Source organism: Paenibacillus sp. FSL R10-2199, assembly GCF_038000235.1.
Taxonomy (GTDB): Bacteria; Bacillota; Bacilli; order Paenibacillales; family Paenibacillaceae; genus Paenibacillus_AQ; species Paenibacillus_AQ phytohabitans.
In genome coordinates, this window is record NZ_JBBOBO010000002.1 from 1,824,899 (window position 1) to 1,847,799 (window position 22,901).

14 protein-coding genes are annotated in these 22,901 nt (G+C 54.2%); 8 read left to right on the forward strand and 6 right to left on the reverse strand.

Annotated elements, in window-relative coordinates; translation table 11 throughout:
* The first annotated feature begins 197 nt into the window (after positions 1-197).
* The 6 genes from NYE33_RS35720 (at position 198) to NYE33_RS35745 (ending at position 7,671) form a co-directional block, all read left to right on the forward strand.
* On the forward strand, positions 198-1,550 hold the full coding sequence (locus NYE33_RS35720) for an ABC transporter substrate-binding protein (RefSeq protein WP_039310194.1): 1,353 nt from the start codon (positions 198-200) through the stop codon (positions 1,548-1,550).
* A gap of 249 nt (positions 1,551-1,799) precedes the next feature.
* Complete coding sequence (locus NYE33_RS35725; RefSeq protein ID WP_042133723.1) at positions 1,800-2,693, forward strand: carbohydrate ABC transporter permease; 894 nt, start codon at positions 1,800-1,802, stop codon at positions 2,691-2,693.
* A gap of 2 nt (positions 2,694-2,695) precedes the next feature.
* Positions 2,696-3,529, forward strand: coding sequence for a carbohydrate ABC transporter permease (locus tag NYE33_RS35730; protein WP_042133722.1), 834 nt, complete (start codon positions 2,696-2,698; stop codon positions 3,527-3,529).
* A 25-nt stretch (positions 3,530-3,554) separates the two neighbouring features.
* Positions 3,555-5,366, forward strand: a complete 1,812-nt coding sequence (locus NYE33_RS35735; protein WP_042133719.1) for a sensor histidine kinase — start codon at positions 3,555-3,557, stop codon at positions 5,364-5,366.
* Positions 5,367-5,417: 51 nt separating this feature from the next.
* Positions 5,418-6,914 (forward strand): response regulator, encoded by a 1,497-nt coding sequence (locus NYE33_RS35740; RefSeq protein WP_042133718.1) that lies wholly within the window; start codon positions 5,418-5,420, stop codon positions 6,912-6,914.
* Positions 6,886-7,671, forward strand: coding sequence for a fused MFS/spermidine synthase (locus tag NYE33_RS35745; protein ID WP_156118526.1), 786 nt, complete (start codon positions 6,886-6,888; stop codon positions 7,669-7,671). The genes NYE33_RS35740 and NYE33_RS35745 overlap by 29 nt, the downstream gene beginning before the upstream one ends.
* 366 nt (positions 7,672-8,037) lie before the next feature.
* Here the strand turns inward: NYE33_RS35745 and NYE33_RS35750 are convergent, their stop codons facing one another.
* The 6 genes from NYE33_RS35750 to NYE33_RS35775 all read right to left on the reverse strand — a co-directional run bounded on the left by NYE33_RS35750 (position 8,038) and on the right by NYE33_RS35775 (position 19,113).
* Positions 8,038-8,235 (reverse strand): DUF4177 domain-containing protein, encoded by a 198-nt coding sequence (locus NYE33_RS35750; protein ID WP_042133716.1) that lies wholly within the window; start codon positions 8,233-8,235, stop codon positions 8,038-8,040.
* Positions 8,236-8,272: 37 nt separating this feature from the next.
* Complete coding sequence (locus NYE33_RS35755; protein ID WP_042133714.1) at positions 8,273-8,632, reverse strand: nuclear transport factor 2 family protein; 360 nt, start codon at positions 8,630-8,632, stop codon at positions 8,273-8,275.
* Between the two features lie 126 nt (positions 8,633-8,758).
* Entirely contained in the window at positions 8,759-11,149 is a 2,391-nt protein-coding gene (locus NYE33_RS35760) for a helix-turn-helix domain-containing protein (protein ID WP_042133712.1), read from the reverse strand.
* A 121-nt stretch (positions 11,150-11,270) separates the two neighbouring features.
* Entirely contained in the window at positions 11,271-13,616 is a 2,346-nt protein-coding gene (locus NYE33_RS35765) for a hypothetical protein (protein WP_052421672.1), read from the reverse strand.
* On the reverse strand, positions 13,582-15,774 hold the full coding sequence (locus tag NYE33_RS35770; RefSeq protein WP_042133710.1) for a right-handed parallel beta-helix repeat-containing protein: 2,193 nt from the start codon (positions 15,772-15,774) through the stop codon (positions 13,582-13,584). Before NYE33_RS35770 ends, NYE33_RS35765 begins: the two co-directional genes overlap by 35 nt.
* Positions 15,775-16,026: 252 nt before the next feature.
* Positions 16,027-19,113, reverse strand: coding sequence for a fibronectin type III domain-containing protein (locus NYE33_RS35775; protein WP_341070011.1), 3,087 nt, complete (start codon positions 19,111-19,113; stop codon positions 16,027-16,029).
* 320 nt (positions 19,114-19,433) lie between these two features.
* Here NYE33_RS35775 and NYE33_RS35780 point away from each other — a divergent pair, with 320 nt between their 5' ends.
* Both NYE33_RS35780 and NYE33_RS35785 read left to right on the forward strand, forming a co-directional pair.
* Positions 19,434-21,758 (forward strand): helix-turn-helix domain-containing protein, encoded by a 2,325-nt coding sequence (locus NYE33_RS35780; protein WP_341070013.1) that lies wholly within the window; start codon positions 19,434-19,436, stop codon positions 21,756-21,758.
* Positions 21,759-21,896: 138 nt separating this feature from the next.
* Entirely contained in the window at positions 21,897-22,886 is a 990-nt protein-coding gene (locus NYE33_RS35785; RefSeq protein ID WP_042133706.1) for an ABC transporter permease subunit, read from the forward strand.
* Positions 22,887-22,901: the final 15 nt, after the last annotated feature.

Here is a 22,901-nt window from a genome sequence, read left to right on the forward strand (position 1 = left end):
AGCTTTAAGTTAAATAGCCTACGTTTTAATTACCCTCATTGTATTTTGTTATTTTATTGTTAGCAATAACTTAATTATAATCTTATAAACAGAACAAATAAAGACAATAAATAATAAATGAATACATTTCTCATTGGATACTTTAGCGCTATAATAATCATGTAAACGCTAACAATAAACGAAAAGGGGACTACACAATGAGAAATAAGTTATTTTCGTTATGTTTTGTTATCATCATGATCTTCTCTTTATCCCTGACAGGCTGCGGTTCAAACAACAATAACAACGCAGCGACGGCTACAGATGAGCCGGCAGCAACCACCGCTCCTGAGACTGCCGCCGGAGAGGCAACAGCTGCACCTGCTACTGAACCTGCAGCGGCAGGCGGCGCTGACATCAGCGGCAAAATCATTTTCCTGACCAACAGAACCGACATGATCGGCAAAGAGTATGACGAATATGTTAAGCGCTTTAATGAGAAATATCCGAACATCAAGGTAGAATTCGAAGCTTCCCAAACCGACTACAACCAGCAGGCAAAAGTTAGAATGGCCAGCGGCGAGCTGCCTGACGTGATGTTCGTCCCTAACATTCCGAACTCCGATCTGCCTAAATATTTCGCCTCACTCGATGATCTCGGACTGAATGACCAGCTCACCTTCAAAGATTTCAAATCCTTTGACGGCCAGCTGTACGGGATCACTACCGGTAACTCCACTTCGGGGATTGTTTATAACAAAAAAGCCTTCGCCGATGCCGGAATCACCGAAGTTCCGAAGACATGGGATGAATTCCTCGCGGCCTGCGAGAAGCTCAAAGCTAAAGGTGTCGTTCCGCTCGCTTCCAACTTCAAAGACAAATGGCCGCTTAATGACTGGGTATATGCTGTTCCCCGCGTGATTGCCGGCAACCCTGACTTCCCGAATGAGAAGCTGACACAAGATGCTCCGTTCACCATGGACAACGGATACGGCAAAGCGCTCGGTCTGCTCAGAGAGCTGAATGAAAAAGGCTACCTGGAAAAAGACATCAACTCCACCAACTGGGAGCAATCCAAGAAAGACATCGCATCGGGTAAATTCGCCATGTACTTCCTGGGTAACTGGGTCATCAATCAGGTGATCGGTGCGGGTACCACTTCCGATAACGTAGGCTTCTTCCCGCTTCCTTATGACAACTCGGGCACTTTGACGGCTCCGCTCAGCCCGGACTTCTTCTATGCCGTGGCTAAGAACAGCAAGAATGTCGATGCTGCCAAGGCCTTCGTGAAATGGATGATCGAAGAATCCGGATACGAGGACTTCGCCGGCTTCATCTCCCCGCTCAAAGGCAAAGAATCCAAGCTGACTCAGCTTAAGGAATTCCAGTCGACGGGTGTAGTCCTGCAGGAAGGTACCGTAGATGACGCCAAGGTTACCGAAATCACCAACAAAGCACAGCTCGACCTGCCTGCTATGGTCCAAGAGTTCGTGCTTGCCAAAGATCCGCAAACCGTCTTCGACAAATGGAACAAAGCCTGGGCCAAAGCCAAGAAAGACCTCGGCTACTAAAATAACCCCACAAAGTTGAGCTTGGCTTCGGGTGATGACTCAGGTACTTTGCGGGGACCCCGAAACATATAAATTCTTTTAAAACAGCCCCACGAAGTGGAGCTTTAGCTTCAAGGTATAAAATGATTTACCCTGCTGCACTAAGCAGCCAGATGCACTAAACTTCCGGCGCAAAAGGGATTATCGCCTTCATGGATAATCCCTTTTGTCGTCAATCCCACTTAAGCTTTCACGAAAGAAGGGTATGCGATGTTCGGAACACTGTCTTACAACAAGCAGAAAACTATTATCATAGTCTCCTTTCTGCTGATCCCGCTGATCCTCCTCGCCACATTCACTTATTATCCGGCGCTGAAGCTGGTCTATTACAGCTTCACCAACTGGGACGGCTACAGCCCCGAGAAGCCTTGGGTCGGCCTCGATAATTACCGCGAGGTGTTTAACACCCCTGATATTTTCAAAGTATTCACCCATAACTTCGCCTACTTCGTCATGGGTCTCGTTCAGAATATAGTGGCGATCTACTTCGCCGTTGTGCTGAACAGCAAGCTGCGGGGCCGGAATGCTTTTCGCATCATGCTCTTCCTGCCTTACATTATGAATGGTGTCGCCGTTGCCTTCATGTTCGGTTATGTCTTCGACACTACCAACGGTTCACTGAATCTGTTCCTGAACAGCATCGGCCTGACCGGCCTTGGACAGACCAGCTGGCTCGGCACCGAAGGACTGGTGAACTACGCGCTCGCTTCCACCGGCTTCTGGCGGTTCATGGGCTACAATATGGTCATTTATATTGCTTCCCTGCAGGCCATTCCGCGTGATATTTATGAAGCTGCGAAGATTGACGGTGCAAACTCGATGCAGACCCTCTGGAGAATTACGCTGCCGAATATGAAGGCCGTCATTCAGCTCAATCTGTTCCTGACCGTGACCGGCGCACTCGAAGTCTTCGACCTTCCGTTCGTACTCACCAAAGGCGGCCCAGCGGGCGCCAGCCAGACGTATGTCCAGCGCGTGGTGGATACGGCATTTGCCTTCAACAATTACGGCCTGGCCTCGGCCATGAGCGTTATCCTGCTCTTCTTTGTAGTCATCGTACTGCTGATTCAACAGCTGGTTCTTAGCCGGGGAGGAGATAAGTAGCCATGGAACATTCCAAATTGCGCTTCAAAGACCTGTTCAAATATTTCACGCTGCTCATCGGCGTATTCGTAGTGTTATTCCCGCCGTATGTCGTGATCGTCAATGCGTTCAAATCCACAGATGAGTTCAACAGCAGCAGCTCTATGGCTCTGCCGCACAGCTTCCTGAACTTCGACAACTTCATCGCTGTCTTCCAGCGCGGCGGGCTGCTCAGCGGCTTCGGCAATGTACTCGTCATTATTATAATTACATTGACCCTGAACATTCTGTTTGGCACAATGGTGGCATATGTACTGGGCCGCTTCTCTTTTAAGCTGAAGCCGGTTGTGTTCGGTGCATATCTCGTGGCCACCATCATTCCTAGCATCACCACCCAGGTCGCCACCTTCGGCATCATCAAAAATATGGGGCTCTACAACACGCTCGGCGCTCCCATTGTGCTCTATATCGGGGCCGATGTGATCCAGATCATTCTCTATTTACAGTTCATCCGCAATATTCCGTTTGATCTCGACGAGAATGCCATGGTTGAAGGCGCTTCCCTGTTCAAAATCTACCGTTCGATCATCTTCCCGTTGCTTACACCGGCGACGGCCACTCTGGTCATCCTGAAGACGATCAGCATTTACAATGACATGTACATCCCTTACCTCTATATGCCCAAGCAGAGCCTGGGTGTTGTAACGACGATCCTCATGCGTTTCCAGGGGGTCAATTCAGGCGAGTGGAACCTGATCTGTGCGGCGATCCTGCTGATCCTGCTGCCGACAGTCATCCTCTACTTCTTCCTGCAGCGTTATATCTTTGAAGGCGTAACGAACGGCGCGGTGAAATAGGGGATGTACGGAAAGGAACAACACAGTGGTATCCTATATCCGGAGATTTCCGCGTACCCTTTGGCTGTTCCTGGCCAATCTGCCTATGGAGCGCAAGCTGATTGTCGTGTTTATTTTTCTGATATCCATGCCGATCACTTATGTCAGTTATCTATCGTCCCGTTCCACCTTCAATTCCGTCCTGGTTAATGCAACAGCAAGCGCCGGACAGATGGCAGACAGCGCCTCGGATACCATCGACCGTTATGTAGCCGACCTGAAGAGGTACACTGCGCTCCCGCTCTACAATACCGATGTCCAGTTCTATCTGGAGCAGGAGCAGACCGATTGGGAAAAAAATACGGGCATGTCCATGTTCCTAAGCTATTTGAACCATACGAAAGAAGAGATTGTTGCTGTATACCTGGTGGATAAATACGGCTCCGTCTATTATGACAAAAGCTCGGGCATCAGCGAGCTGTTCCCGGAAGAACGTCTGGCGCAGTGGCAGAGTCTCACCGAGTCCGGAGTAGCTTCCATAGTTCAGGGCAGGCATATGATCCGTGTAAATGCGGGGGATCACCGGGAGGTATTCAGCATTCTGCGTACCGTCAGTTCGGTCAGCTCGCTGCAGAAGATCGGCATTATTGTGTTCGATATCAATATCAGCCTGTTCAAGGGCATCGTGGACCCGGTCAATGCAGTCACCCAGGGGAGTACCCTGATTGTTGATGACAAGGGGGAAATGATGTACGCCAGCCCGGATGATTCAGGCGGTGGGTCCGGCATGCTGGAGAAGTATACGGACAAGTTCCTGCAGCAGGTGAACGGACCCGATGGCCATTTCCAGATCACTCTGGACGGCAAGGAATATCTCGCGGTATATACTGTATCGGCCAAGACCGGCTGGACTACAATGGTCTCTATCCCGCTGGAGCGGATACTGTCACCAGTGGAGAAAACCCGTAACGCGCAGGTGCTGACCACGCTGGCGATAATCGCCTTCGCCCTGATTGTAGCCACCTTCATCTCCCATGCCCTGACGAAGCCGCTGAAATCCATGGTCCGCCTGATGAAGCAGGTGCAGCATGGCAATCTGGAGGTATGGCTGCATCCCCGGTACAATGATGAGATCGGAATGCTGGGCAGCCACTTCAACCGGATGATCATCCGCGTGAAGGACCTGCTGCAGGAAGTGAAGCTGACGGAGAAACGCAAGCAAAAAGCCGATATGCGGGCCTTGCAGAACCAGATCAATCCGCATTTCATCTACAACACGCTTGAATCCATCCGCATGCTGGCTGAAGGCAGTGATGATCCCCGGGTCGCGAAGCTGACGTACCTGCTGGGGATGCAGATGCGTTACGGGATTGTCCGCAGCGAGGAGATGGTGACCATCGGGCAGGAGCTTGATCACACCCGTAATTATCTGGATATGCTGCAAATCCGTTTCCCGGACAAATTCAGCTTGAAGATTGACGTGCCGGATGCTCTGCTGAGCTTCCCGGTCATTAAGCTGGTCTTCCAGCCGATCGTCGAGAACGCCGTCTTTCATGGCCTGGAGCCCAAGGAAGGCCCGGGCACCATCAGCATCACCGGCTGGGCAGAGGGGGGCAAAGCTGTATTTTGCGTGGAGGATGATGGTGTCGGCATGGATGAAGGTACGCTGCGCGCGCTGAACCATACCCTGACGGGGGGAGCTGACGGCGAGAAATTCGGTATCGGCCTGCGCAATGTGAACGAACGGCTCCGCCTGGACTACGGCAGCCCGTATGGACTGCGTGTAGAGAGCGAATCCGGCCAAGGCACCCGTGTCATTCTAAGAATCGAGAATCTCTCCCACCGTATTGAAGATTAACCGGAAACAGGGCAACCTGCACATTATGTCTTTTGAAAGGGGATATCCGGATTGCTGCGTATTGTGATCGTAGATGATGAAGTCCTGATCCGCGAAGGTCTGGCCCGGATGATCAGCAAGGAGAGCAGCGATTTCGCCGTCATCCGCACTTATCCTGACGGCAAACAGCTGCTGGATGCGCTGCCTGCCCTCCAGTTCGATGTCCTGATTACCGATATCCGCATGCCGCAGATTGGCGGCCTTGAGCTGATCCGTCTGCTCAAAGCCAGTCATCCCCATATTCGTTCCCTGCTGATGAGCGGATTCGTTGAATTTGATTATGCCCGGGAAGCCATCCGCAGCTCGGCGGTAGATTATCTGCTGAAGCCGATCAATAAAGAGCAGCTGTTCGACGTGCTCTACAGCCTGGATAAGGAACGCACGCTGCTGCGTGAGAAGGAAGAACGGCACCGCTCCGGGATGCTGCTCTCCATGCTGCATATTGAAGAGCCCTCCGCTGTGCTGATCGGCGGCCTTATTTTGCCCCAGCCTTATTTCTCGGTGTTTGTCCTCAAAGGAGACTCGCCTGAAACCGTCTGCTCCTGTACAGACAGTCTGCGGCAAGAGATGGATAACGGATTCGATGTGCTGGAACTCCGCCAGGGACTGCAGGTCTGGATCTGGTATTCTGCGCAGCCGCTGGAATCTGCTGAATTAAGCGAGATCCGCAGATATCTGCAGGCTGCCAGTGCAGGGCATACTCTGCATGTGGGCATAAGCCGCTCCTACGCGGATGCAGCCAGGCTCAGAACGGCTTATCTGGAAGCCAAACATGCCTGTGACTGCGGAATATACCAATCCCGGCCGCTGCATTATGTTACTATTGAAGAGCTCATCCTGCCGGATAAGGCAGGGTCTGAGCTTTTTGCGCCTTATCGTGAACCGCTGGTCCATGATTTACAGATCCTCAATGTCGAGGGTGTACTTGCAGGAATTCATAAGCTATTCTCGGAGCTTGCATCGCAGTGTGCTTATCCCGAGCAGATTCTCCGCATGTGCCGGGAGATGGAAGAGCTTGCCCGTAAGGAAGTGCAGGAATTCGAAGCGGTCTACCGTAACGGAGTGACTATGGCGCTGGAGGAACAGCTGGAGAGCTGTTTGGCTTTTGCAGATATGGAAAAGCTGTTCGCTTCCTCCTTGTCGTCTGCTCTAAGCAGTATCCGTGCCCACCGGCTGGAGTTGTCCGGTACCGCCGTCGAGACCATCAAGCGCTGGATCTCAGCCAACTATAACCAGCACGCAGATCTGAACACCCTTGCGGGGATGGTGTATCTTACGCCAAGTTATTTGAGCAAGCTGTTCAAGCAGGAGACCGGTCTTACGCTGACTGATTATATAATTGAAATCCGCATCCGCAAGGCCAAGCAGCTGCTGAAGAATGCCCCGGACCTCAAAATCCATGAAATCGGCACCGAAGTCGGCTATCCCGACCCCGCCTATTTCAATAAACTGTTCAAAAAAGTTGTCGGCGTCACGCCGAATGAATATAAACGAATCTCATCTGTGTAAGGAGTCTGATCACTTGCATCCGCTGTCCCGAACTACACATGACTCTCAGGAAATCGAGGTATATGATACAACCGAGCTGTATGGCGAGACCGGACGGTTCCGTGTGCTGCAGTTCTCGGGTGAAGCGATTCAAGGCGCGCTGGATCTGGAGCATCCTCGCCGGGTCATCTTTGAATATCCGCGGGCGATGATCCATCTGATGGAGGCGGGCGATCCTTATTTCGAGGATGTGTTCCTGATCGGGCACGGGATTGGAACGATTGCCGGGTATTTTGCGGAGAAGCGCTTTAAGGTCGCTGAGGTCAATGAGCAGGTTGTGGAATACAGCCGAACCCGCTTTGGTTACAGTCAGGACAATGTACTGATCGGTGACGGCCGCAGCCTGCTGGAGAATGAAGCAGACCGGAGCTATGATTACATTCTGCTGGATGCCTTCACCGCTGCCGGAACACCGGCGCATTTCACTTCGCTGGAGTTCTTCGGGCTTACCCGGGATAAGCTGCACGGACACGGCGCGATTATCATGAACCTGATGGGCCGCAGCGATAACGACCGGCTGATTAGTGCGATCCACACGACGCTTAACGAGGTGTATCCCCACACTAAGACCTTCGCCCTCCCGGCAGAAGGCAACGCCGATCTCCGCAACATTATTATGGTTGGCAGCAGCCGGCCAGTCACCTATCAGTCCCGCCACATGGCCGGATTCAGCGAAATTACGCCGGAGCTTGGGCATGTGATCCGGGACCGCCGGTAGTTGGCCTATGACCGGAGTTGCGCCGCCCTAGCTTTAACTGTATTTTGTACAACTAAAACGAGCGATTATTGCGCTGCGAAGGTTTTAGTTGTATTTTCTACAATTAAAAATCCTCATATTTCATAAAAGAAGGCTTACCGCTATTTTTAATTGTACAGAATACAGTTAACCCGGCAAATCCGGGTTTTCGCCGTCTTTTAACTGCAGGAAATACAACTAAATGCTAGGCACTCCGCTTTCGGTACTCGCAGGCAGGCGCTGCCGGGGGAGAAATGTCCGCCCATTGAAGGGATACGCTTGTGGCCGAACTCCACCTTGAGTCCGTTCGGCTCCGCTTCGCACCACTCGATCAGCCGCTGAATAGGCCTACTCCATTTTCTTTTCAAAAATGAGCTCATAATATTCCGGAAACCCCACAGCCTGGGCGCTGGGCATGATAACGAACTGAACGAACCGCCAGCCCTCTGCTGCATGCGTATGTATAATCTCCTGATAATTCTCCGTTGGCAATTGGAGAAATCCAGTATTCTTCTTTTTCATTTGTACAAATTTGTATTCAAACATTGATCTTCCTCCTGTTGTAATTTTCTACTTAAGCATGTTAATCCTTCACAGGCGTCCCCTGATGAAAAAACATCTGCCAGCGTCCCTCAAGCAACCTCCAGACCGAGCTGCGCAGGCAGTGAATGCCGGAATCTTCATTGAAGGTCCGGTAGGTCGCAAGGACAGCCTCCTCAGACAACGTATGGAGTTCGAAGTTACTCAAGGTCATCCGTACCTCACCTGCTCCCCCTTCGCCAACCTGATCGTGCTTCCGCCATACCCTGCCTGAACTTCCGAATTCAGTGTAATCATCTGCGATCAGCAGCGCCACCGCTTCAGGATTCGTACGCACTTCATTGCTCAGCAGCTGCTCCTCGAGATCGCAGATATGCTCTGCCAGCAATTCTTTAGCTGTCACATCAATTCCCTCCTTTTTACATTTACTATTCTGGATGGGCACCGGAATATCCTCTCCAGACAGCAAAAATCCCGGTCCGTTCTGCAGGAGGCACAGCGCAACCGGGATTCCGCAAGTGAATGAAGCCTATTCCAGCGACCGCTTCAGGCGGTATTCCTTGGGGGTAACGCCGAAGGCTTTTTTGAACAATTTGAAAAAGGTACTCTCATTGACGTATCCGACGAGCTCCATAATCTGCTTGATGCTGATATTCTTCGTCTCCAGATAAGTCTGGGCATGCTGAAGGCGGATATCGTTCAGATACTCGCTCACCGATACCTCTTCGCTCTGCTTGAACATTCTGCCGACGTAGGCAGGAGTCATATGCAGCATCGAGGCAATCCCCTGCAGACTGAGGTTCGGCTCTTTATAATTCATCTCAATGATTTCCTTAATCGCGTCCATCAGAGCCGCATTCTTGCCGCTGCCCGTCCGGTCCAGCTGATCATGGATATCCCGGCATACCCTGCCGAATAATTCAGCGGTCTCCTGCAGCGTCTCCTGCTCCAGCACCTGGCGGCTGAGCGTGCTCAGCTCCACATTCAGCGGAATAACACGGTTATGGTTAATCTCCTTAACGGAGGTTTTGATAATGCCCGTGATATGCAGCAGGCTGTGAACAATGGCATCATAATGGCAATGCCCCAGCGGAGCCAGCATATGCCCGATGGCCTGCTCCATGGCAGGCAGATGACCGGTGCGGATACTCTCACCCAGCCTCTTCTCCAGCTCCGCCGGGAAGCTATACTCCTGCTGCCGGAGATTGCCGTCCACTCGCCCCTTCGTAATGATGCTTTGCCGGCCGTATACCAGCTTATACATCGAATATTGAACAGCCGCCGCATAACGGTCCGGAATCTGTTCATGGCTGCCACAGGGTTCACTGGCCGTCAGGGTCAGTGACAGCTGGTAATAGCTGCTGACCACCTGCTGGATGTTACGGAACAGCTCATGCAGCGCTTCCTCATCTTCGGTTTCACTATTGCTGCCTTCCGCCCGGCTGATCAGTAGGGCCAGATGACTGCTGCGCATATCTGCCAGCTCACAGAGATATCGTCCGGGACGCAGGATCTCTTCTGCAATATTGCGGATAGCAAAATAATACAGGCTGCGTTCATCATGGCTGGTCCTGCTGCTGAACCCGGAATATCCGTCCACCTGAATCAGGACTACCCGGTAAGGGCCGCTGCGGCTGATTTGCAGGCCGTTCTGCCTGATATTATCCTCGAATTCCTTCGCGGACAACGCCTTGCCACCGGAGAGAAGGGTTCGGAGGTAATAGCTTGTAATAATATGCCGCTGTTTGCCCTGCTCGTCTGAGACGCTCCGCAGCTGCTGGGCCATTGTGCTGAAGAGGCTGGCCACGGCCGATAATTCATCCTTATCTTTATCTTTCTCCTTACCCTTCTCCATATTCTGCCCCGTGGCCTTACCAGCCGCCGCCTTCCCTCCCGGCTGCATCCCCAGCTGGCCTATCAGACGTCCAATAGGCTTATAGAGCTTGTGTGCTACAAGGGTAGCCAGAACCACAGCCAGCAGCAGAACGGCAATAATGACGGACAGAAAGGTGCCGCGCAGCTCCCGTATAGGCTGAAGGATAATTTCATACGGCTGCACACTGACGACCTTCCAGTTCGTCCCCTGCATATTCAGATAGTTGACCAGCAGTCTGGTGCTGCCGCCGAACCTGCCGGACAAGGTGCCGAATGCTTCGGCATCCCCCGGCGTATGCCCGCCCAGCGCCCGGATCAGCTCCCCCTGACTAGGCAGCAGCTCCGGGTTACCCGAGAGCAGCAGCTTGCCTGCCTCATCCAGCAGATAGACGCCCGATTGCTCAGGAATAGCGAAGTCATTGAACGAGCGCAGATTCTCATAGAGCCATTCGGGCTTGATATTGACGACAAGCGCACTCTCCTTACTGGTGCCGGTGTCCGTGAAATTCTGATACATCACCAGCGAAAAGAAATCAACGGGCTGGTCTGCTCCGCTGAAATTCATCGGAATCAGCTTCATCCGGGGAAGCTTCTGCTTATTCTTCACCAGCAGGGCAATCTCCCCGCTCATCGGGGCATCCGGTTTGTTCAGACTGAGCTCCCCTACGGTATAGGTCCGGTCGTCATAACCGTTATAGACAAGGATCGAATGCAGGAACGAAGAGGAGAGGTAGGCCTGCTTCAGCGAATTCATCGAACGGATCACCAGCATTTCATCAGGATCGCGCAAATTCAGCAGCGGTACAATATTAGGGTCCATGTACAGGGAGACAGCCAGATTATACATTACCCCTGACATATAGGACAGGTTGATTTGAATCTGCTTCATAGCCTTGCGGCTGACCTCCTGCTGCATCCGGATCGCGCTGCGTTCCGCATTATACTGCAGGAGCAGCGAAGAACCGGCGAGAACAGCCACCATCAGCAGTGTTACAGAGCCTATAATGCGCAGCAGGTACTTCCTGGACCTGTAAGCTTGCCACATCAGCAGTCCCCCCTCTACTAAGATGCATTATGCCGCCTGTAACCAGCATGACATATAGCGGATGGGGCTATCTACTGTACAATGTGCGAATTGCTCTCCGATCTCAGACTGCGATTTGGTTTCAGTGAAAAGCCAGCGGAACCCTGCGGACAGCGCCGGGCTCTAAGGTAATGCGCGGCCAATCGGCTGAAGCGCATTGCCCGAGCGGAACTCCCGCTGCGGTCGACAGCTCTGCGAATATGGACACCTCAGCCGGATAATTAGTGGTGTTGGCAACAGTGAGAACCAGCCTCCCCTCCTCCTGCTCCAGTGAACATTCCACATGATCAAATATCCACAGCAGCCCTGTGTCGGGCTGCACATAGATGCCCGGAACCTCCGCATAGGTCAGCATATTCGAGACCTCACACCAGCAGGAGAGCGGCAGCACTTCCCCGATCAGCTCCGTGCCCTCCCAGTCGCTCATATTCACCCTTTCGCTCATATAACCGGGCAGCAGCTCCTTCCCGTCCCAGCCCATGACAGGTCTGTCCTGGCGGGAGAGATATTGCGGAAGCTGATGCGCAGTATCCCTGAGCTGCTCCATATACAGCGGATTACCGGTGGCCCGGAACAGCTTCAGAAGCGAATCGCCAGACAGGGTGCAGATGCCCGGAGCGCTGTGCTTATTCTGCACATTGGCAATGACCGAGCCTGCCGTTTCAATCCCCAGCCGTCCGAAGGTCGATTCTTGCGGAAAAACAAAATTATACGACACACACCACGAGATTGCCTGCCGGGCCGCTTCCTCTGCCCGCTGCAGCCACTTCTCCTCCCCTGTCGTTTCGTGGAGGACGATGAACGCTTCCAGCAGGGCGAAGGCCGACTCGCTGTCCGGACACTGCAGAATCTCTCCGGGCCCGCCCGTGGTCACACCCTCCCGGGTATACTGGCGGTAATAATAATCCCCGGCTGCCCTCGCCGCCGCCAGATACACCTCTTCATTCAGGTGTTGGCCAAACAGCGCCAGTCCGGCAACCGCCATCGCACCTCCGGCAGAGCCGCCGACCAGCAGCTCTCCGGTCTCCGCCTGCACCCATTGGCCGAACTGGCCATACCGGCCCCATAAGCGGAGGAAGCCATCGGCAAGCCGCCGCGTGCCCTCAAGCCAGCGCTCCGGTACAGGCTCATTCGGATGCAGTGTGTTCATCGCCATGAGATGCTTCACTAGAAAGTACAGCGCATCTGCGCTCTTGCGCACAATATGCCATTGCTCCGGATGATCGCGCTGCGGATCTTCATTGAACTCATCGCCGTAGTAGCGGCCGTTATAGAATACACCGGGGAAGAATCCGGCCTCCGTCTGCCCGCCGAAGATGAAATCAAGGGTCCGGCCGGCTCTGCGGACCGATTCTTCGCCGCCCGCAAGCAGCAGCGCATAGCTGGACATCCCGCCCCCGACCCAGCCCAGCTGCCAGTCCTGATGCTTCATATCCACGGTGCCTACGGCGTAATAGCCGTACGGCTCCTTCCAATTCAGTTCGTTATATTTCTGCTCCTGAATGGCCCATGCCGCCGAGAACGGCAGGCTGGAGGACAGCGCCGGAATTCCCGCCAGCGACTTGCGCACCCCGGCGAATCTGGCGAACAATCCGTCTACACTGCCGCAAGGGAAGCTGTATACCTCAAAGCTCAGGCTGAGCTTATCGCCTTCCCCGAAGTCCGCCCCTCTATCCGGGGAAGGGGCTCCGGTGGTACACATGTCGTATTTGATCCGCGGCCGTACGCCCGGAGCACGGAAGGATATAACAGCAGAGCCTCTGTCCTCCGCTTCCTGCACATGAATCGAGGTCTCCCCGCAGCCGGTCTGTTGGCAGGTTAGAATCAGGATTCCCTGTCTGCGGACCGGATCATATACTCCCACCGCCGGTGTAGCTGCGTCCCCGGCCAGCAGGTGGAAGGCCGAAGGGCCGGGCCCTACGGACAGCCGCGGCACATCGGTAATCAGCGCCGGAGTATCCGGGCCGTGCTCCGGCAGCTTGCTCCAGCAGGGCGGATAGCTGAAGCTGCGCACATCGAAGCGGTTACCGTTATATATAGCGCCGGGAACAAGCACATAATTGGTGCGGTCCCAGGCAGCAAATTCAAAGCGGACCTCCGCTGCGGTTTGCAGCGACTGTCCCCGGTGGAACCAGTTCACTTCGAGCCTGGCTCCATCACTGCTGCCGCCTATCCCGGCGCAGCCGAGCGTAATCTCCCAAGCCGCTGCTTCTCCGGCAGGCAGAAGGGTCTGCCCAGCTTCTCCGGCATTTCCTGCATCTCCTGCATCTCTTGCATCTCCTGCATCCCCTGCGTCTGCCGCCCAGCCAGTGTGATATTCCATAAGCGGCTCGGCCTCCTCGAAGGTGTGCGAAGCGAAAGCCAGCTTCGCTCCGGCTTCTTCAAGCAGCAGCTCAAGCTTCTTCTGCATCTGCATCTGCATCTGCATCTGCCGCCCCCCTCTCTTCTCTCTCCGCCAAACCTGCTTCTGAAGCTCTGTCACGCGGGCCAAACTGCGAGAAATCGATATCCTCCCAGCCTAAGGCATAAGCCGGCGAAGAAGGCAGCAGCCGGTAGTCCCCTGCCGGACCATCAACGAAAGCGGGATCGGCCAAGACGGTACCGGCATCATATTTGCCGTCCAGTACAGCACGCCAGGCTTCCCATGTGTATTCTTCGCCCCATACACTATTGGGGCCGAAAGACTCTGCCGGAAGCTCGCCGGTGATCCGGGGGACGGCCCCACCGCGCCAGAACAGGTTGCGGTCAGCAGCCCGGAACCGCTCCGGACTCCAGTTGACGAAGCAGTACAGATGACCTGAATTAGAGATGATATTTCCTTCGACCGTAATATCCCGGTTCGCTTCCCCTACCATCTCCTGCGAGCCTATAGCGTTGACCGCCTGGGGATTATCCGCCATCAGATTGTTGCGGATGACATTGCCGACGCCTTTGGAGAAAATCGTCATCCATAGCTTTCCCTCACCAGTGCTGTAGAGATGATCAAGCACATTATGTGTCACAGTTACATCATCGGAGGCATCATCCAGATAAATGCCGAAGCCGAAGGAGAAATAGATACCGCTGTGATGCAGCCGGTTGCCATGGATGACGTTCCGGCGGCCGATTCCCCAGGATTCGATCAGCCCCCCGTCCTGGCTATCGGTCATCACCTCCGAGATATCGTTATAGCTGATCCGGTTGGCCCGGGTAAAGAGGAAATCCCAATGGTTCTCCCGCGTCACGGCTACACCCCATAGAGATTCCGGCAACTGCTGATGACGTTGTCCTTTGAGGGATATCCCGTAGCGGGGCATATGTGAGATGCGGTTATGCGCGACCTCGCAGTCCCCGCACTGATACAGGACAATTCCGCTTCCATGGCCGACAAGCTCTCCGCCATGGCTAATCCGGTTGTTCGTGATCCGGTGTCCTTTATTCTGATTGGCATCCTCCACTTCACGGAAGCTGCCTTCCCCCGGGGCATAACCTGAGGCGTAAATGGCCGTGTGTCCAACGGTCTGTATAATGTTTCCGTCCAGCACAATCCGTTCGGCGCTGCGGTCTAGGAAGAAGCCGCAGGCGCCGGATTCACGGATATGGCAATCCGAGATTTCAATTTCCTCCGCATTGCGGATATAGACCACTCCGTTACGTTGTTCATCCGGTTCAACATTATCCATGCCCGGCTCACTGCGCATCATCTTATAGTCTTCATAGAAATCAGTGCAGGCCAGAGTCAGACCCTGGAAGGCCAGACCGGATACCCGCCGGGAATCATCTTCCCCTTGAATTTCAAGCAGCCGCAGGACAGACGGGGCGATAACCTGCTCCTCCAGCGGAGTGCCGCGCTTGGGCCGGTAATACAGCATAGCCTCTGCCTCATCCAGATGAAATTGGCCGGGTACACGCAGGAACGACAGCGAGCCCTGCAGGAAAAAGCGTGAGCCTGCGCCAATTCCCCAGATGGTGGGCCGCGCAAGCTCAATCCAGCCGGAAGAGTGATCGATCCGCCGCACCGGAATTGTCTCCGAGGCCCAGTTCCACTCCCCTTCCCCCGGCCACACAAACATCTGCAGTCCCGCCGTATCCAGCTGCTCCGGCACATCCCCTTTCCGGGCAATGATTCCGTCATGCTCTCTTCCCTCAACCGAGGCGGCGGATTCGTAATACCCCGCCGCCGGGAGACGGGCTTTCACTACCCGTTCCCCGCCTGCATATAGCGTCTGGAACCGGGTTCCCTGCGGCAGCGTTGTACGCCAGATGCCGTCCTGCCACAGTTCCCAGCCGGAGAGCACGGCGCCTCCCGCGAGAACCGACTTCTCTCCCTCAGCATTGCGGTAGAGTACACGGCAGCAGGTACCCCCTGCATCCCCGCACCCGAAGCGCAGCGGCTCGCCAAGCTCGTAGATACCGCCCCCGAGGAAGACTGTTATCTGCCCTGTGTGCCCTCCGGCTAGGGCATCGCGCACCGCACTCTGCGCGGCGGGAATTGTGCGGTACGGTTCTTCCCGGCTTCCGCTGCCGGAATCATTCCCGCTGTGCGGGTCTACATATAGCTGCAATTCACTGTCTGTTTGCTGTTCTGCTGAGATCATTTCCTTCATCGCTCATCTTCCCTTCTTCACCCATATTCACACGGATATATAGCTTCTCCGAAAGCCTGATATACCGCCTCAGCTCCTGTCTCCAGCATGCAATCTAATCCACCTCCGGCGCTACTGTTCAATATGGCAATTACCCGCATTCATACTGTACTTTATGAGATTTACTATTCATTTCCGCAGCAAAGAGGCTTTCGCGGGGCCGCCTTTAGCCCTGCGAAAGCCTCCGTAACTTATAGCTGTATCCTGCTTACCTTACTGAATTGGAGCCAGATGCGCCCCGTCAATGACCGTGAACGTTGATCCGCCACCCGGAACGGTCCAGGCTACGGACAGGGAGTCATCGCCCTGATCTTCCTTGTGCAGCGCCTCTACGTAATAGCGCTGTCCTGCGGTCAATGTAATCTGGCCGGACTTCTGCGAAGGCTGGTAGGTCCAATTTCCCGCTGGCGTCCAGCCGGCTACGGTGGCGATCAGGACCTTATTGGCCGCACTGTTAGTCGTGCTGAGCCAGAGCTCACAGTCATTATCTCCGGCAATGGCAAACTGATAAACACCTGTAACCGTCGGCACAATATATCCTCTTACGCGTTCCCCGTAGCTGTTGGCCCAGTTCGACGGACTTGTAAAACTCGTCAAGGCCGTAACCCCGGTTGGTGTCGTCCCTACCGGGATGGCTGAAACTGAGCCTCCCGTAACATTGGTCCAGTATTCACGGGTAATCGTCCCGACCTGAGTCAAACCACCAGGCGTCGGTGTTGGTGTTACTGTTGGCGTCGCCGTTGGTGTTGGTGTCGGTGCTACCGTTGGCGTCGGTGTCGCTGTCGCCGTTGGTGTCGGTGCTACCGTTGGCGTTGCCGTCGGTGTCGGCGTTGGTGTTGGCATCATTGTCGGTGTCGGTGTTGGTGTCGGTGTCGGGTTGCTGCCTCCACCCTGGTTCACATCACAGGTCTTGTAGAAACCCACGGCCGGATCGGTGCCGAAGGCATTCGTCGAGCACATGACGGTATTGGTGTAGGTGCCGTAGGCGTAGCTGTTGTTCGCCCCGAAGCGCACCTGCTTGGTGCCTGTGAAGTTACAAGGATTGTTCTCACCGGCACAAGGAACCCAGTTAGCCGAGGATACCAGCGTCGTTACGCTTAGTGTATTGCTCGCGGCCGACAGGTTGCCTGCTGCATCCTTCGCCTTGACAGTGAAGCTGTAGGCGGTGCTTGCCGCAAGACCCGTCACCTCAAAGCTGAGTGCTCCCGTGGTCGACCCGGCCAGTACGCCCCCCTTATAGACATTGTAGCCCGTGACTCCAATATTATCGGTTGATCCGCTCCAGGTAAGACTGACACTGATGTCCGTCTTGGCCGGTGAAGCGAGATTCGCCGGAGCACTCGGCGCCACCGTATCCGGACCATTTGTCGTTACACTCAGCGCATTGCTTGCCGCCGACAGATTGCCCGCCGCATCACTGGCCTTCACCGTGAAGCTGTAGGCTGTATTCGCTGTAAGCCCGGTTACCGTATAAGAGGTTGCCCCTGCACCTACTGTAGTTCCAGTGCTTACACCATTTTTATAGATCGTATAGCCATATACCCCCACATTGTCGGTGGATGCCGACCAGGTCAGATTGACTGTGGTATCTGTTTTGGAAGGCGAGCTTAAGCTGCCGGGTGCGGTAGGCGCTGTAGTATCCGGCGGACCAGCGTATACGGTCACCGTCTGCTCCTTCACACTGGCCCGGCCGCCATTATCCCAGACACCAAGTATGACCTTATAGGTGCCTGCCTTCTGGTACGTATAGGTTGGACTCACCGTGGTAACCGGAATGCCTTCACCCAGATCCCACAGATTCTCCACAATACTGCCGTTGTCTGTGGACGTATTGGTGAATGTGACGGGCTGGCCGAGCTGAACGGTCAGCGGTGCGGTGAAATTGGCTACCGGCTTCGGATCACTGAAGCCCCGGCTGGTAAGCTGCGTATTCGTACCGTTGCCGCTGACGGTATTGCCGCTCCACTCCAGATCAGCAGCCGCTGACGGATACTGGTCAATGGATGGTCCACTGTTTCCAGTAATGGTGTTATTAACAAAGCTGATCCGGTCCACCCCGGAAGCTGTCGTAATCTCAATAGCCTTCCGGCCGTTATTCAGAATCTGGTTGCTGTCAAAAGTAATGTTCCGCGTATCCCCGTGAATCCGCACGGCATTGCCGTCATACCCCGGATAAGCGGCGGCAGGGTTGCCGGCCGGTCCATTTTTCCAGATATTCTTGTAAAAGTACTGATACTGCTCGGTTTGTCCGGTGCCGGCACCCTGAAGCTGCATACCCCACATCACGATGTTCTGCACCGTATTGTAGTTCCACAGCTGATAGCCCGTACCCGGCGACTGCTGCATGCCCACCTGCTGTCCCCCGTCTACGAGATTGCCCGAGGTGACACCATGGTCAACCATAACCTCCAGCCCCATGTGGCCGACTGAGCCGTCCGTTGCCTTAACTACATTGTTGCGCACCGCAATATACTTCGAGCGGACGGCGCTGATCCAGTGATCGACGTTGTTGTTCTCAATCAGCGAATAGTCGACGTTGGTGTGCAGCTCGATGCCGAGGCCCTCCATTTTTTTACCGGTGCCGGTGATGGTGTTGCCGCGGACGATAGCGTAAGGACTGTCATCATTCACAAAAATCCCGCCCCGGCCCGTATCCGCAATCGTATTATTCTCAATCAGCGCATAGCTGGAGCCCCAGCCGGCCCGTACCCCGCCTCCCCAGTCGGAATTCACACCGGTGTTGGTGATTGTATTGCCCGAAATCTCAATATGGGTCGATCTTACAGCATATAGCGCAAAAGGTCCGAAACCGCTCGATGCGACGAAATCCTTGACCCGCAAATTACGCATCTTGTTGCCGTCGCTGTCTTCGGAAGTAACGGCAGACTGGGCTGCGGTGTTGTTGCCTCCATCGAGGGTCATGTCCGATACTTCAGCATTCAGCGCATTATGCAGGTAGAAGAAGGTTGCGGCCGTGGCGCCGGGAGTGAACTTGATAATTACCGAATCCCGGCTGGCCCCGGCAATTTTGACGCCGGATTTGCTGTTGACGGTTCCTGACAGATAGTAGGTTCCCGCCGGAATGAGCACAGTGTCTCCGCTGACCGCTGCATCTACAGCACTTTGGAACGCCGCCTTGTCGTCTGCGGTATCCCCGCCGTTCGCACCGTAAGCGGTTACATTCACTGTTGCGGCAAACGCCGGAGTTGCCGGCACGGCTGGCAGGAGAAGCGATACAGCACCAAGAATACAGAGTATCCGCACTTTCAGTTTTGAGGCGTGTTTCAGCTTGCTTGTCATCTTCATAAATCCCTCCCCTTCAATTCTGAATCGGCTGCAAGACTGGCTTCCGGCTTTCCGCATGATCCGATGCTTCCGGCAGGGCAGACTGAATGTGAGCCGGGACATCTCCTCCTTATCTTGCCATGCCTTCTACAGGGGGAGAAACTGTTCATTTTATCAAAAAGCATGTTTTACACACTGTATAAAACGCCAAAAGCTTTAATTTTACAGAATATCATCCAGGCGTCTGACAAAAGCCTTGCACCTCTAGGCAAATTTGTTTAAAACTATATCATACCTACTCTCACAACTATGTCTGCGCCGAAGGGGCTGGATTTATGAAACCGTTCTCATTTTATAAATCGAAAAAATACTTCCAATCCGTCATGTTCTCCATCATGCTTGCCATGGCCCTGATTCTGACCGGCTTAGCCGTTGTAAATACCTATGTGCTGGAACGTTCGATCAAGAATGTGCAGGAGAATTCCAACCTTAAGGTGCTGACACAGACCCAATATAATCTCTCCTCCATGAATGAAATTATTACCCACCTCTCCACCTTCGCTTATAACGATAATCTGCTAATCCCGCTGCTATTCTCGAAACCCCTGCCTCAAATGGACTATATCCGCGGTTACCGTGAAATGGCCAATCTGATGAAAAGCTCATCGTTCCTGCACTCCATTGCCGTCTACAACGCTTCAAGCAACGAGCTTTACGGCTCGACCAGCAACTTCCTGGTCGACGGCGGTGTCACCAAAGAACGGATGACAGAGTGGCTGCTGCATCCGGCGCAGCCGCATCCGACCTCACGCCTGATCCCGGTGAGCCTGGAGCGGACGGACGGCGGAATCGATGCCTTCGCCTTCATCGTAACCGATGCCTACATCCCCTTTACCGGCGACCGGTCTGCACTCATTCTCTATATTAAATCCGGCTGGGTCTTCGACAGCCTCGCCAAACTGAATGATGCAGGCACAAGAGCCCAAGGCCAAATCTATATCCAGACTTCCGGCGGACAGCTGCTGTCCGGCGAGAACCTCGCGCAGAGTAATCAACCGGACCTGGACGGTATTACCGAACTGATCCGGCAGCATAAGGCCATGACCGGCGCAGGCTCCGGTTCAGTCACCGGCAATACCGGCAACAGCAAAAGCATTATCACCTATATGGAAGGCATCGGCGACTGGACGATCCTGTATGTCCAGCCGTATGCCTCCGTCATGAAGGATGTGACCGATGCCCGCACGAAATCGCTGCTGATTACCGGCGGCTTCCTGCTGCTGTCGATTGCCGTATCCGTCTGGCTCTCCTACAAGCTCTATGACCCTATTGAGAATATGCTGCGGCGGATGCGCCCGCTGTCCGCAGATCCGCAGCAAGCGGATGAACCATACGGTAACGAGCTGGATCTCATGAGCGGGCATTATCAGCGCATGCAGGAGAAGCTGCAGGAGATCAGCTCCGAGCAGATCGTGAACAAATATTACATCCGCAAGTTCCTGACGGACAGCCGGATCTTCTCCCATAATGACATGCAGCTGCTGATTGAGAAGCACGGGCTGCAGATCTCCGCCCGGGAATCCCTGCTCGTATGTGTGCTGCGCATCGAACGTTATGCCGCTTATGACCTGGCGACGCCGCCTTCTTCCAAGAAGCTGCACAGCTTCGCCCTGGTCAATATCGCCCAGGAGATTATGTCCCGTGCTTACCCCTGCGAAGCTGTAGATCTTCAGGGCGACCATATCGTGCTAATTGTATCAGCTACCGGCAGCACATCTGATTTTGCCGGCACGAAGCCGCTCATCCGGGAGATTCAGGATACGATCGGCCAGTATTACGGCCTGTCGTTGTCCGGGGGAATCAGCAGCGTAATCTCCCAGCTTCCGCAGCTCTCCGCTGCTTACTACCAGGCCTATCAATTATCTCTGTATACCTTCGCTTCGGGATACAAATCGATCATCCTGCCGGAGGATGTCCGGGAGAATCTCGGAAATAAACGCAAGACCCTGCCGCCGGATATTGAACGCAAGCTGTCGGAGGCGCTGAAGAAAGGCCAGCTCACGGCCGCAGGCAGCGAACTGGAGAAAGCCTTCTCGCTCCTCGCCACATTCCAGTATGAAGAGATGCGGCGTGTCGTTGCCGACCTGGCTTGGGTGGTGCAGAATACAGCGGCGGAAATTGCCGGCAACCGGGTAGGCTCCCTGCCCCTCGACATCGACCAGATTCACCGGATTCCCCAGGCGCATGAGACGCTGGAGGAGATTTACGTAGCTCTTCTGTCGCTGTGTGCCACCATCTGCGAAGGCCAGCGGCCGGCCAGTCCTGAACGTAATGAGCTGATTATCGGCACTGTCAAAGAGGTCATTGAACAGAAGTTCAACGACCTTAATCTGAGCCAGCAGTCCATTGCAGCGAACGTCAAGCTGACCTCCGCCTATCTCGGCAAGCTCTTCAAGGACAGCTGCGGCGTATCCATTACCGAGTATATCAACGATATCCGGCTGCGGCATGCGCAGGAGCTGCTGCTGCAGAGCGATTTTACGATTTCAGAGATTATGGATAAATGCGGATATGCCAATCAGAGTTACTTTTTCCGGCTGTTCAAGACCCGGTTCGGCACCACTCCGAAGGATTACCGGCTTAAGAAATCACTGTCCTGAACGTGCCGATTCCAAGAATACACAGGAATTCTCATATTGTATACTCCCGCTGCACAGCTTTTCGAACATGACATTGTATCCTCCCTCCTCCCCTCCATGGCATGATGGATTCATAACAGAACGGAGGAGGAGATGAAGATGGGAAAGCCTGAGCCGGCCGAACTAAGCACACTTCCGGGGAACACAGGCCGCAGGCAGCCCGCTGTTCTACGATGGGTGATAAGCGAATTCAGGCATCTGCGCAAGAACCGCGAACTGCTGCTGCTCGCCTTGCCCGGAATACTATTCAAGCTGGTGATCGCGTACTTTCCAATGGTGGGTCTGATTCTGGCATTCAAGTTTTTCAGATATGACGAGGGGATCTTCGGAAGTAAATGGGTAGGATTGCAGAATTTCGAATTCCTCTTCAAGGCGCAGGACGCCTTCCGCATTATCCGCAATACGCTGCTGTACAATTTTTCTTATATTATCCTGGGGACGGTCTCCGCCCTGCTGCTCGCACTGCTGCTGAATGAGCTGTCAGGCCGGCTGGTCAAGGTCTACCAGACCACGATGTTCCTGCCTTTTTTCATCTCGATGGTTATTGTCGGTTATATTGGTAACGCTTTCTTCGACTTCCAGAACGGATATCTCAATACGCTGCTCGGCTATGTGGGCATCGACCCGCATAACTGGTATCTGGAGACGACCCCCTGGATCTTCATTCTCCCGCTGGTCTCGCTCTGGAAAGGCATCGGCTTCTCTACCCTGATCTATTATGCAGGCATGACCGGCATTAACCCGGATTACTATGAAGCTGCCACGCTGGACGGGGCGACCCGTGTACAGATGATGCGCAGAATTACGCTGCCCCTGATCAGGCCGCTGATCATTATTCTGTTCATCCTGGGGCTCGGCAATATTATCCGCGGCGATTTCGGCCTGCACTATTTCCTGCCGAACAACGTAGGGCCGAACTTCCCGACCACCGACATTATTGATACGTACGTCTACCGGGCACTGACCAAGCTGGGGGACATCAACTCCGCGGCAGCCGTCGGCTTCCTGCAATCGGTAGTCGGACTGATCACTGTCGTCACCGCCAACTATGTCGTCCGCAAAATCGACGATGACAGCGCACTTTTCTGAACAGGAGGAGCACAC

Coding starts and splice junctions, on each gene's coding strand:
- NYE33_RS35760 (WP_042133712.1), bottom strand. CDS start 11,149: ATGTGGCAAGCTTACAGGTCCAGGAAGTACCTGCTGCGCATTATAGGC.
- NYE33_RS35750 (WP_042133716.1), bottom strand. CDS start 8,235: ATGTTTGAATACAAATTTGTACAAATGAAAAAGAAGAATACTGGATTT.
- NYE33_RS35775 (WP_341070011.1), bottom strand. CDS start 19,113: ATGACAAGCAAGCTGAAACACGCCTCAAAACTGAAAGTGCGGATACTC.
- NYE33_RS35720 (WP_039310194.1), top strand. CDS start 198: ATGAGAAATAAGTTATTTTCGTTATGTTTTGTTATCATCATGATCTTC.
- NYE33_RS35730 (WP_042133722.1), top strand. CDS start 2,696: ATGGAACATTCCAAATTGCGCTTCAAAGACCTGTTCAAATATTTCACG.
- NYE33_RS35785 (WP_042133706.1), top strand. CDS start 21,897: ATGGGAAAGCCTGAGCCGGCCGAACTAAGCACACTTCCGGGGAACACA.
- NYE33_RS35770 (WP_042133710.1), bottom strand. CDS start 15,774: ATGAAGGAAATGATCTCAGCAGAACAGCAAACAGACAGTGAATTGCAG.
- NYE33_RS35745 (WP_156118526.1), top strand. CDS start 6,886: ATGAATATAAACGAATCTCATCTGTGTAAGGAGTCTGATCACTTGCAT.
- NYE33_RS35780 (WP_341070013.1), top strand. CDS start 19,434: ATGAAACCGTTCTCATTTTATAAATCGAAAAAATACTTCCAATCCGTC.
- NYE33_RS35725 (WP_042133723.1), top strand. CDS start 1,800: ATGTTCGGAACACTGTCTTACAACAAGCAGAAAACTATTATCATAGTC.
- NYE33_RS35765 (WP_052421672.1), bottom strand. CDS start 13,616: ATGCAGATGCAGATGCAGATGCAGAAGAAGCTTGAGCTGCTGCTTGAA.